General features: G+C 52.2%; 12 protein-coding genes. 5 read left to right on the top strand and 7 right to left on the bottom strand.

The genetic code is table 11. The features are described from left to right. Positions 1–4: 4 nt before the first annotated feature. From NSU01_RS24090 to NSU01_RS24080, 3 genes are read right to left on the bottom strand one after another with little or no spacing between them, the layout of a single operon-like run. Positions 5–532 carry a DUF5808 domain-containing protein gene (locus NSU01_RS24090; protein WP_144026127.1) on the bottom strand — a complete coding sequence of 176 codons (528 nt, stop codon included), beginning with the start codon at positions 530–532 and terminating at the stop codon, positions 5–7. A 40-nt stretch (positions 533–572) separates the two neighbouring features. Further along, positions 573–1,091 (bottom strand): hypothetical protein, encoded by a 519-nt coding sequence (locus tag NSU01_RS24085; RefSeq protein WP_076245741.1) that lies wholly within the window; start codon positions 1,089–1,091, stop codon positions 573–575. A gap of 2 nt (positions 1,092–1,093) precedes the next feature. Beyond that, positions 1,094–1,489 (bottom strand): GntR family transcriptional regulator, encoded by a 396-nt coding sequence (locus tag NSU01_RS24080; RefSeq protein WP_042138822.1) that lies wholly within the window; start codon positions 1,487–1,489, stop codon positions 1,094–1,096. 336 nt (positions 1,490–1,825) lie between these two features. On the opposite strand from NSU01_RS24080, the gene NSU01_RS24075 reads away from it, so the two are divergent. Beyond that, on the top strand, positions 1,826–2,182 hold the full coding sequence (locus NSU01_RS24075; protein WP_144026126.1) for a hypothetical protein: 357 nt from the start codon (positions 1,826–1,828) through the stop codon (positions 2,180–2,182). Positions 2,183–2,261: 79 nt separating this feature from the next. On the opposite strand, the gene NSU01_RS24070 is transcribed toward NSU01_RS24075, so the two are convergent. Then, entirely contained in the window at positions 2,262–3,047 is a 786-nt protein-coding gene (locus NSU01_RS24070; RefSeq protein ID WP_042138821.1) for a 3-hydroxybutyrate dehydrogenase, read from the bottom strand. A gap of 26 nt (positions 3,048–3,073) precedes the next feature. Next, a complete protein-coding gene (locus tag NSU01_RS24065; protein ID WP_039295304.1) occupies positions 3,074–4,453 on the bottom strand; it encodes a GntP family permease in 1,380 nt (459 codons plus the stop codon). Positions 4,454–4,802: 349 nt separating this feature from the next. Between NSU01_RS24065 and NSU01_RS24060 the strand changes: the two genes are divergently transcribed. From NSU01_RS24060 to NSU01_RS24050, 3 genes are all read left to right on the top strand, one after another. Continuing rightward, positions 4,803–5,204, top strand: coding sequence for an Rrf2 family transcriptional regulator (locus tag NSU01_RS24060; RefSeq protein ID WP_039295309.1), 402 nt, complete (start codon positions 4,803–4,805; stop codon positions 5,202–5,204). Between the two features lie 77 nt (positions 5,205–5,281). Beyond that, entirely contained in the window at positions 5,282–6,187 is a 906-nt protein-coding gene (locus NSU01_RS24055; protein ID WP_076245737.1) for an SAM-dependent methyltransferase, read from the top strand. A gap of 168 nt (positions 6,188–6,355) precedes the next feature. Continuing rightward, positions 6,356–6,784 carry a GreA/GreB family elongation factor gene (locus NSU01_RS24050; protein ID WP_052421962.1) on the top strand — a complete coding sequence of 143 codons (429 nt, stop codon included), beginning with the start codon at positions 6,356–6,358 and terminating at the stop codon, positions 6,782–6,784. A 313-nt stretch (positions 6,785–7,097) separates the two neighbouring features. Here NSU01_RS24050 and NSU01_RS24045 read toward each other — a convergent pair whose 3' ends face one another. Together NSU01_RS24045 and NSU01_RS24040 are read right to left on the bottom strand one after the other, a co-directional pair. Next, a complete protein-coding gene (locus tag NSU01_RS24045) occupies positions 7,098–9,035 on the bottom strand; it encodes an NAD(+) synthase (protein WP_042138818.1) in 1,938 nt (645 codons plus the stop codon). A 542-nt stretch (positions 9,036–9,577) separates the two neighbouring features. Further along, complete coding sequence (locus NSU01_RS24040) at positions 9,578–9,919, bottom strand: antibiotic biosynthesis monooxygenase (RefSeq protein WP_076245735.1); 342 nt, start codon at positions 9,917–9,919, stop codon at positions 9,578–9,580. 303 nt (positions 9,920–10,222) lie between these two features. Between NSU01_RS24040 and NSU01_RS24035 the strand changes: the two genes are divergently transcribed. Continuing rightward, positions 10,223–11,074: an MBL fold metallo-hydrolase gene (locus NSU01_RS24035; protein WP_256703940.1), complete on the top strand. Its 852-nt coding sequence runs from the start codon at positions 10,223–10,225 to the stop codon at positions 11,072–11,074. Positions 11,075–11,206 lie beyond the last annotated feature (132 nt).

Raw genomic sequence — 11,206 nt, 5'->3', positions numbered from 1 at the left:
ATATTTATTGAAGATATTTATTGAAGATAGGATAGCAAATTATAAATTCGATCACCAGAACGGCTAGGATGGCGGAGATTATGATCTTGCTGCGCGAATTGGCCCAATTGATCGTCCAGCCGAAACCACGGGTGTTCGGAACGATCAACGCCGGATCTTCAGGATTCACGTAGAGGCGGCCAAGCCACTTCCAGTGCTTTTCCTCCAGCGACGGAACGTCCCTCAGCTGATCAATACCCTTGATTCGCATATACAGGATGACGCCGAACAGTGCGACTAAGAGTGCTGTACAGAGCGACATGCCGGAGAGGAAGAGCAGATTTCCCTTCCAGCCGTACAATGTTATGGCTTGCGTCACCCCGTAGAATATAACCATCAGGAGCGACGCGCTCCAAGCCAGAAGCGAATGGATTCTCTTGTGCTTCAACTGTTTCTGCAACGAACCTTCCCGGTCCTGGGGGTCCAGCGAGGTTCTGGCACGGCTAATCAGCAGGTTGTAGCAGACGAACACGGTAATATTCAGTACTTGCACGAAGTTTAAAGAGAACACCGTCCAACCGGTTTTGTAAAAGCTACAATTTCCGAGATGCAGCACTTGTGGAATCGTATCCCACCTGGCAATAGCCAAGAGGATGCATAGCGACAATAACGCCGGCATTTGCCGAGTACCACCAAGAGCTCAGCACCGGGCTATGCATCCGGCCGGCCGTAAGGCTGGCTGTGCGCTTCTTCTGCACTACAGCCTTCCAGCCTCTGGCTGCCTTCAAGTGTTGCGCGGATATCCGGCTTAGCCGGGCTGCGAAGGATGAAGCAATCATTAAAAGCAAGATGGATGACGTCAAAATCAGGAGACCCCGCGCCGGTTGTTGGCGTAGCCAGAACAAGCAGGCACCCCCGATGACAACCGCAAAACCGCAGGTCAGCAAACCGTAATTCCGGCGAATGGCGCGGACGGATGGATCCTTCAGGGCCTCCTCCGGCAGCACAATGCCGAATAGAACGGTCTGCAAGCCGATGTAGACCTGTAAGCAGAGCATCAGAGCAATCATCAAATAGCTGCTGGATATAATAATTATCTGTTCTTGTGTCACCGTTATTCCCCTCCACGGTTCGTAATTATATCCCGGTATACCGATTTGCTCTCCTGCGCGAATACCTCTTCCGCCATGCCACGTACCGCAGCCGCTGCCGCAAGAGAGCGCAGCTGCCGCCGGAGCTTTGCCTCGAACGCCTCCGTCACACCGGGCATCCCGTCCGGCTGAACAATAACGCCCGTCTTCCGGTGCACTTGAAGCAAGCCTTCCTGCTTAAGCAAATTGTAGGCTTTGTTGACGGTATGGAGATTGATCCCGAGGTCCTCAGCCAGTCTCCGGATCGACGGAAGCGGATCACCCGGCTTCAGCTCGCCTGACGCGATCCCTTCGGTCAATTGATCGGCCAGCTGCGTGTACAGCGGGGTGTCCGATTGCAGATCGAGCTCTATGAACACGAATATCCCTCCTTATGGTTATTTCTGTATTCCAAATACATTTTGTTTGTTATATTACATATATAACATATATGTTGAAAGTGGTGCAAGATTCGCAGAAAATTGTTCCACTACCGTGTGATTAATGCTGATGCATATGGATATATAAGGTAATAGAATTATCTCTTAAAGGGGGTGTTTATCTTCTTTAAAGCCAAAAGGAGAAGAAAAAAATTTGATGAATTAAAAAGAGAGTTGAGATTCTACCAACCGATATTCGAATACGTCTCGTATGACGTTCACTGGGTGATGCTAAACAGGCGCCTGTTAAGGATCCTGGTAAGAAGAATCGAAACTATGTATGAAATAGAGCAGCAAGCTCTGGAAGCAGCAATTGACTTAGACAACAATACGATTGAATACATTGAACTGCTGACCCTTTTTTTTGAGAACAGAATCACTGCATTACGTGACTATTTTGATCAGTATTACATGTCCATTAATCCGTTAATACAAGAATCTCCAGATTTTTTTTACGGTCATTTTGATTACATTACAAAGATTTTAATAAACATCAAAGCTGAAATTAAAAGACAGCAAATCTCCATGCTTCAGCTTCGATATTTAAATAATTATGTATTTTTCTTTTATATGGAAATAGTCCAAGGTATAAACAGATTTGAACAAGTCTCTAAGGAGCTTGAGCAGCTATAACACAAAACAGCAAAACAGCGGTCCCCCAGTTAACGGGAGGACCGCTGCTTAACTTTGTATGAGGACTGAATAATCTGGCTTACTGCGCAGTATACCCGCCATCGATCAGCAGGGTAGAGCCGGTGACGCCCCCGAGGCGCTCGCTGGCGATCAGCATGGCGTAGTCGGCGATTTCTTCAACGGCCAGCAGGCGTTTCTGCGGGACGAGCGGATAGATGACCTCCTCCAGTACGCTCTCCAGCGGCACGTTCCGGGTTCGGGCCAGATCCTCCATTTGTCCGCGCACCAGCGGGGTATCCACATAGCCCGGGCAGAGGGCATTAACTGTAATGCCGTGCGCAGCGCCTTCCAGAGCGGCGACCTTGGTCAGCCCGATCAGGCCGTGTTTGGCGCTGTTGTAAGCGGCTTTGCCGGCAAAGCCGATGACTCCGTTAATGGAGGCCATGTTAATGATGCGGCCGTAGCCTTGCTCCTTCATAATCGGGAAGGCATGCTTGATGCCGATAAAAGCGCCGGTCAGCATCACCTTCAGCATGAACTCGAATTTTTCCACGGGGAAATCCTCAATCGGCGACACATGCTGCAGCCCGGCGTTGTTCACCAGAATGTCCAGTCTGCCATAGACTTCTTTGGCTTTGGCGATAGCTGCGCTGTATTCCGCTTCCAGGGTAACATCGCATCTCAGGCCATAGGCTTCATAGCCCTGGGCTTGCAATTCTTCGGCAGCGTTGACGGCCAACTCCTCACGTACATCGGAAATGACTACTTTGGCGCCTTCATGGGCGAACTTGCGGGCAATCTCCAGACCGATGCCGCTGGCAGCGCCGGTGACGAATGCTACTCTATTTTCCAAAAATCTGCTCATTTCTGCATAACCTCCATGGGGATGAATTAGAAGATGGATAGAACGATGGCAAGGGTGAATACGGCAATTGTCTTCAGGCAGGTGATGGCAAAGATATCTTTATAGGATTGCTTATGCGTAAGTCCGGTAATTGCCAGCAAAGTGATGACGGCACCGTTGTGTGGAAGCGTATCCATACCGCCGGATGCCATGGAAGCGATGCGGTGCAGCATTTCCGGGCTGATCCCCAGCGTCTGGGCCATGGACAGGTAGGATTTGCCCATGACCTCGAGGGCGATGGACAAACCGCCTGATGCGGAGCCGGTGACTCCGGCGAGAATGTTGACGGACAATGCTTCGGAAATTAGCGGATGATCGCTGATATTCATGATCCATTCCTGGATGGATTTGAAGCCTGGGAGTGTTTTGACAACGTTGCCGAAGCCTACTTCGGAGGCTGTATTGAAAATGGCCAGCAGGGAGCCCATAGCTGCGGCGGTCAGGCCAGCGGCCATTTTGCCTTTGACCTGGCGGATATTGATACATCCGGCAGCGATAACCCCGATGCAGAGGGCAATAATCAAGGCCCAGCTTGAGGATACAGTTTTGACATTAGCGATATTGAACGTTTCCAGCAGCTCGCTGCTGTACCAGTTGGTCACCGACATGGACGTCCGGCTGAGCAGGAAGTTGAATACGAGCACGAGCAGAAGCGGCAGAACAGATATCCAGATGTTTGGATATTTGGCGTTCTCCAGCACCTCCGGTTCGTTCTTATGGCCGGTGCCATAGCCTTCCCCGTTAGCAGCTGCCTGCTTGCGGCGGCGTTCCAGCCACCACAGGCCGCCGATGAAGACGATCAGCGCGCCGGCAATACCGACGAGGGGAGCAGCATAGGCATCTGTACCGAAGTAAGTGGTCGGGATGATGTTCTGAATCTGCGGCGTACCCGGCAGGGCATCCATCGTGTAGGTGAACGCTCCAAGTGCGATGGTGCCGGGAATGAGCCGCTTCGGGATATCGGCTTCACGGAAGATAGCTACAGCGAACGGATAGACCGCGAAGGCCACTACGAATAGGGATACGCCGCCATAAGTCAGCACGGAGCAGGCGAGAACAACAGCCAGCATGGCTCTCTTTGAGCCAAGCGCTTTGACAATCGTCTGGGCGATGGACGAGGCAGCGCCGCTAAGCTCCATCATTTTACCGAAGATAGCTCCCAGCAGGAAGATCGGGAAGAAGTTCTTTACGTAATTTGCCGCATTCAGCATGTATACTTCGGTGTAGCTCGGCATCAGGGCGACCCCTGAGATAACTACCGCAAGCAGTGTGAATATTGGTGCAAAAACAATAACCGGAAACCCCCGGTAAGCGAAGAACATCAGCAGGCCAAGCGCCAGAACGATGGCTAAAACCTGAATAACCATGTGAACCCCCCTAATTAAATGTGTTACCCTACCTTTTGCTTAAACGGAACCATAGCTCTGTTCCAGAAACGTCGAATATGCTTTCGTCCCTTCCAACCTTGTGCGCGCAGGTCATTTGTTATGATGGTAACGCTTACATTCAAAGTGTACAACAGCATTCTGCAGGCGTAAAATTCAAGCGGTGCATGCAATCCATGAAAAAATTTTATGGATAAGCGGGGACTATACCGCCATTTTCGCTTCAGACAGGAAATCATTTCTGCACTTGCTTTTTGGCTGTATAAAATATATTATAGATAAATAAAGTCTTTGATTAGGAACAAAGTCCATACTTAAGGTGGAACAAGACATGAAATACTCAAAAGCAACGAATTACGCGCTGCACACGATGCTGTTCCTGGTGGCGTACGCTCCGGATAAGCCGGTAGGAGTGCAGCAGCTTGCCGAACGGCAGAATGTATCCCCGACGTATTTGTCCAAAATCCTGACCAAGCTGGTGAAGGCGGGGCTGGTGGAATCCGCATCCGGCGCGAATGGCGGGTATCGGCTGAGACGCAGGAAGGAAGAGATCTCGTTCCTGGATATTATCCATGCGATCGAAGGTACGGCTTCGCTGTTTGACTGTACGCTTAATCATTCCAGCGAGTGTCTCATCCAGCAGGAGATGGTGAAGGCCGAAGGGCAGATGGAGGAGTATTTGCGCAATAAAATGATGTCCGAGCTTGCCGGAAAATTAACGGAGAGCCATTGAGCTCCGTTATTTTTTTGAGAATTTCATAGATATTATAAGTCTGTTAAGTCTGTTAAATGAGAGAGGATGGATTAGAGATGAACAACGGATTATTTAATGCAGCTGTATGGGAGAAGGCCTGGAAGGAAGATCCCATGGCAATGGCCAACAAGTTCAAAGCGATGGGGATGGACCCGCATCACAGCTTTGATCATAAGGCGAAGGTGTTCAATGAAGAGGTATTCAGCAGTGCGGGAAGAGACAGAAGTGAGCGGATTATCAGCTGGATGGAGGGCCAGGGAGTAGATTTCAATGGGCTCACTGTCCTGGATGTGGGCGCGGCTTCGGGCGGCTTCACCGTACCTTTTATCGAGAGAGGGGCTAAGGTAACGGCAGTAGAGCCTAACATTCCGCTGTCTGAACTGTTTCTGCACAACACCGCAGGCTACGCCCCCGGTCAAGTGGAGCTGGTACGCGAAGCCTTTGAGGATATCGATATTGCGGCAAAAGGCTGGCTGAACGCCTTCGATCTTGTGTTTGTGTCCATGTGTCCGGCGGTATTTGACTGGGAGAGTGCGGAGAAGGTCATTAGCTGTGCCCGGCAATACTGCTATATCAGTACATCGGCGGGGGTTCAGGAGCATAGCCTCATGAATGAAGTGCTGCCTCTGCTGACGGGCCGGGCGGTGCATGCGGAATCTTCGGATATGGCCTACCTGATGCAGCTGCTGTATTTGAAGGGATATTCCTACGAATCGATTGTGACCCGCGAGACGAAAAGCAAGGAGCTATCCGTTGAAGCGGCGCTTGCTGAAGTAATAGAGATGCTGCCTATGCATCATTTGGACGGGAAAGAGGCTACCCTGAAGGTCGTTACGGATTATTTGCATACTGCTTATCCTGATCAAAAGGTAGTGATCCGCCAAGGCGGACGGTTCGGCAAGGTGCTGATCAAGCTGCAGGATCTCAACATGTACAGCAGAGCAGCTGCAGCCAAGCAGTAAATCACAACAGCATATATACATGACATTGTCTTTCCATAGAAAGATGCTATCATAGAGAGTAGATCCCCACGCGGGATCTATTTTATTATCTGGGAGGACTGAGGGCTATGAGTTTGAGCAAGCGTATTTTCGAGCATGACCTGATGAAGAAAGTGGGTGAAATCTACTATGAGCCATAGTCTCATAACGATTTCCCTGCGCCAGGAGCTGGTGCAGCAGCTGGTCTATCTCGATGAGCATAAATTCGTTATTCTGGACCGGGGCACATGGGAGTCGCCGGCCGAGCGGGCGGAGATTCAGTCCATGATCAGGAAGTATCAGGAGGCGGTGGAGCAGATTCTGTCCGGCGGGGATGAAGCGCTGGAGCAATCCACTGTTCTGGTCGGGTCGCGGGTATCACTGCGGATCGGGCAGGAAACGCTGAAGGATGCCTATAGAATTGTAATTCCGGGCGAAGCTGAGCTGGATGAATTCTGCATCTCCCTCTGGTCTCCGATGGGCAGGGGGCTTATTCTGGCGCGTCCCGGCGATACCGTCACGATCCAAACCCCGTTTGGCAGTGATGAAGTGCTGATTCTGGATAATGTGTATGATTGAACGGGCAGGAAGTGCAGTAACTGACTAGGGCGGTTAATAAAAAAGAGGCTTTCCAAAAAGTGCATTCTAAATAAACTGTAAAAAATCAGCAGAGCAGCGATCCTCCAATAAGCGAGGATCGCTGCTCTGTTTTAAGATTGAAGATACGATTCCCGCTTAAACAGCGGAGAGGACAGAACGATTGTGGAAAAGCGTTAGCGGTCGCCTTGGTCTCCGGATTTTCACCGCTAAGGGGAATAAAAAAATCTGGAGAGCACAGCGATTGGAACAACGGTCTGTTCGCGGAGCGTCCTCACGAGCGCCCAGGCGGTGATTACAATTCTTCGATTTCCCGCAGCCAGAGTGCAGCGGATGCATCACTCGGCATACGCCAGTCGCCGCGCGGCGAGAGGCTGACCGTACCGACCTTTGGTCCGTCCGGCAGGCAGGAGCGCTTGAACTGCTGGGTAAAGAAGCGAGTAACGAATACCTTCAGCCAGGCAACAAGCTGCTCTTTGGGATAAGCCTCACCGAAGGCGTGCTGGGCGAGGTAGAGCATTTTGCCGGGCGAAGCCCCTGTACGCAGCATGTAATACAGGAAGAAATCATGCACAATGTAAGGTCCCAGAATATTCTCCGTAAGCTGGACTATCTCTCCGGTTGCGGAAGGCGGCAGCAGCTCCGGACTGATTCCGGTCTCGATGATGCTGTAGAGGAACTTGCCCACCGTCTCATCGGCTTCATGATCCGCATACCAGGCGACGACATACTGAATCAGCGTCTTCGGAATGCCGGAATTCACGCTGTACATGGACATATGGTCGCCGTTATAGGTACACCAGCCAAGCGCCAGCTCGGATAAGTCGCCGGTGCCGATGACAATGCCGCCGTTCTTATTGGCGAGGTCCATCAGAATCTGCGTACGCTCCCGGGCTTGGACATTCTCATAAGTTAAGTCATGCACATCTTTGTCATGGCCGATGTCCTCGAAGTGCTGGAGGCAGGCAGCCTTGATATCAACGACCTGAAGCGAGGCGCCGAGCGCTTTGATCAGGCCGACAGCATTGTCGTAGGTCCGGTTCGTTGTGCCGAAGCCCGGCATTGTGACGGCAAGCACATCGCTGGCCGGACGGCCGAGCAGCTCCATTGCCCGCACTGCGACCAGCAGCGCAAGCGTAGAGTCGAGGCCGCCGGAGATGCCGATCACGGCCTGCTTGGTGCCGATGTGGCGGATGCGCTTCATCAGGCCGGAGGTCTGGATCGAGAGGATCTCCTGGCAGCGTTCTTCACGCTGCAGCGGGTTACCCGGAACAAACGGATTGACGCCGACCGTCCGTTTGAGCTCACGCTGGCTGTTCTCACGGACGGGTGAAACGTAGAGCAGCTCGCGGTAATTACGGCCGCCCTTGCCGGCCCGGAAGGTGCCCATCACGGTGCGGGAATACTGAATCCGCGGAAGATCAATATCGGCGGTGATCATCCGGCTCTCATGGGTGAAGCGTTCAGACTCGGCCAGCAGCTGGCCGTTCTCTGCGATCAGCGAGTGCCCGCCGAATACAACATCCGTGGTGGATTCGCCGGTATTGCAGCCGGCATAGACATAACCGGCTACGCAGGAAGCGGACTGGCTGCCCACCAGCTGGCGGCGGTAATCGGCTTTGCCGACCAGCTCATTGCTGGCAGACGGGTTGAACAGAAGCGTTGCCCCTGCCTGGGCCAGCAGGCTGCTTGGAGGCACCGGCACCCAGAGATCCTCGCAGATCTCCACGCCGAAGGATACATTGCCATTGCTCTCGCAGGCAAAGATGAGATCATTGCCGATGGGTACAACGGCTCCGCCGATCCGCAGCTCGGACACTTCCAGTTCTTCCGCACCGGCGAACCAGCGCGGCTCGTAGAATTCGCTATAACCGGGAATGCAGGTCTTCACGACAATTCCGAGAATATGACCCTGCTGGATGACGGCAGCGCAGTTGAACAGCCGGCTCTTGATGGAGATGGGCAGGCCGGCGATAACGATCATTGTATGTTCTGCCGTTGCGGCAGTGATCCGGAGCAGTGCCTCCGTGGCGGCGTCCAGCAGCCTGGGCTGCAGGAACAGATCCGCACAGGTGTACCCCGTGATGCACAGTTCCGGGAGTACCAGGTACTCAACCTCCTGTGCCGCGGCATTATTTATGACTTCAATAATTTGTTCGGAATTGAATACGCAGTCGGCCACCTTGAGCTCGGGGGAAGCGGCAGCGACTCGCGCGAATCCGTGATTCTGCATGCATTTCACCTGTCCTTTACCTGTCCTTTAGTAGAAGTACACTATCTAAATATTGTACCCATCAAATGGCATTGGTAACAAGCGGGGATTTGCAGCAATAAGCAGCAGCCGAACGGGACGCGCTTTTTGGTAGATTAGGAAATCATTCAATTCCCACAAATGTGAATAACTTCGAAGAAGCACCTGAAGAAACGGGGAACAGCATTGGTAGTTGGCAGGAGTGTGGCAGCGTTGGCGGTAGGCAATAGCAGTTGGATTTTCTCCACTTGATCATGAACGGAGGCGCACTTGCCGGGCAGCAGTTGGATAAACAGCACTTACTTTGCCGGAAATAGTCTGGAGTAGGGATTATGCCCGAAATTAAATGACGTTTCTCCAACTAATTACCTCTTAAGCTCCAAAATGTTCAAATTAAGATACGTTTATCCAATTGCTACTATGATGCAGAGCCAGAGTGGATATGACCAATGATCACCATTTAAGCAGCTGCTAATTTCAATGCGGGATTCAGCCGGTACCTAACCATTAATTTTTGGGGTGGACTAACGGACCGAGGGGCTCCCCTTTTCAAATCCATAGTCTCTTTCAACCTTGCAGATTCTTGTCTTATAAGTCATATACCAGTCCGCAATCCCTTTCCGCTGGGCGACCAGATGCCGTTCGTTGTGTTTCCATTGCTGGATAGCCTCGAGAGAATCCCAATAAGAGACAGTAATCCCTACACCATCTCTGGCGCTCTCTACTCCAAGAAATCCTGGCTGGGCGGATGCGAGTTTGTCCATTTCCTCGGCCATCTCCGCATATTGGTTATCCCCGTCTGTCCGTTCGGATGTGAAAATCACTGCATAATAAGGGGGCGCTGGTGTGTTGGCAATTTCACTCATGACTTTCCCTCCGTTTGATTGGAATGTTGCTATTTCATTTATCTATTTTATTATCTAATTCTTTATTTATAGTAGTGCATCTATGATCCGGATGTATAGCCTGGCGGACGAACCGGCCTGTCAGAGCTGCATGAAGCACGCGCCGGTCCAGAAAAGCGGGATGGCAGGGAAGGGGATTGTGCAGCGGTAAAACAACGGGCGGAGGAGCAAAATCCGCGATTGAAGCCAGGGGCCTGCGGGCCGCGTTTGCGTGCAAGCTGGTTTTGGGTTAGAATTTTGCCGAGAAGAAGGGAGGGCATGTACATGCCGTTAACAGGAAAAGAATTGATCGAGGAAGTCCGGGCGACCGAGGTGCCCTATGGCTGTCTGGCCGTCTGGTTTCTGGGACAAGCCAGTGTGATTATCAAAGGGGCAGAGGTGACCGTTTATATTGATCCATATGTCTCTCCTGACCCGGACCGGACGTTCCCGCCGCCGATTCCGCCTGCGGAGATTACGAACATGCAGGTATGCCTGATCACCCATGACCACTCGGATCATCTGGATGAGCGGGCGTTGCCGATGCTTGCAGAGCTCAATCCCGCAGCCCGGTTTATAGCTCCGGCGGTCTGCCTGGAACGGTTGCAGGGACTCGGAATACAGAAGGAGCGCCTAACCGCAGCGTTGCCTGCTCATGCAGCAGAACCCGCACCCGGCCTGCAGGTGTTCCCGGTTGCTGCGGCGCATGAACAGCTGGAGCGCGATGAACAGGGCAACCCCAAGTATGTCGGCTACATCCTGCAGCTGAACGGGGTCACGCTGTATCATGCCGGAGATACGGTTCTGTTCCCTGAGCTGATTGAGGAAGTCGGCAGCCGGAAGATCGACCTGGCGCTGCTGCCGATTAACGGCCGCGACTACTACCGGGGAAGCCGCAATATTGTCGGCAATATGAACTACCGGGAAGCGGCGGAGTTTGCGGCGACCAGCGGTTTTGAGACCGTCGTTCCGCTGCATTATGATCTGTACGCCGGTAACGCCGAGAATCCGGGGTATTTCGTCGATCACCTGTACCGCCACTTCCCGGAGCAGAAATTTCATATGATGGCCAGAGCCGAACGGTTCGTCTATGTGTCGGCGCAGGCTTTTAAGAACAGCACTCCAGACTTCAAGTAAGCGCATTCAAAAAGATCAGCCGAATTTCTTGAACACCATCCACAAAAGCGAAATCAGACACACGCCGACGGCGGCGAGAACCAGCGGAAACCACAGTGGTGCGGAGGTTGCAGCAATTTGGATCATCCCCAT

Source organism: Paenibacillus sp. FSL H8-0259 (genome assembly GCF_037963255.1).
Classification (GTDB): Bacteria; Bacillota; Bacilli; order Paenibacillales; family Paenibacillaceae; genus Paenibacillus_AQ; species Paenibacillus_AQ phytohabitans.
This window is presented reverse-complemented; position numbering and strand designations above follow the sequence as displayed.

Excerpts from the sequence above, each read along its gene's own strand:
- NSU01_RS24075 (WP_144026126.1), top strand. The coding sequence starts at position 1,826 with ATGTATGAAATAGAGCAGCAAGCTCTGGAAGCAGCAATTGACTTAGAC.
- NSU01_RS24070 (WP_042138821.1), bottom strand. The coding sequence starts at position 3,047 with ATGAGCAGATTTTTGGAAAATAGAGTAGCATTCGTCACCGGCGCTGCC.
- NSU01_RS24065 (WP_039295304.1), bottom strand. The coding sequence starts at position 4,453 with ATGGTTATTCAGGTTTTAGCCATCGTTCTGGCGCTTGGCCTGCTGATG.
- NSU01_RS24060 (WP_039295309.1), top strand. The coding sequence starts at position 4,803 with ATGAAATACTCAAAAGCAACGAATTACGCGCTGCACACGATGCTGTTC.
- NSU01_RS24055 (WP_076245737.1), top strand. The coding sequence starts at position 5,282 with ATGAACAACGGATTATTTAATGCAGCTGTATGGGAGAAGGCCTGGAAG.
- NSU01_RS24050 (WP_052421962.1), top strand. The coding sequence starts at position 6,356 with ATGAGCCATAGTCTCATAACGATTTCCCTGCGCCAGGAGCTGGTGCAG.
- NSU01_RS24045 (WP_042138818.1), bottom strand. The coding sequence starts at position 9,035 with ATGCAGAATCACGGATTCGCGCGAGTCGCTGCCGCTTCCCCCGAGCTC.
- NSU01_RS24040 (WP_076245735.1), bottom strand. The coding sequence starts at position 9,919 with ATGAGTGAAATTGCCAACACACCAGCGCCCCCTTATTATGCAGTGATT.
- NSU01_RS24035 (WP_256703940.1), top strand. The coding sequence starts at position 10,223 with ATGCCGTTAACAGGAAAAGAATTGATCGAGGAAGTCCGGGCGACCGAG.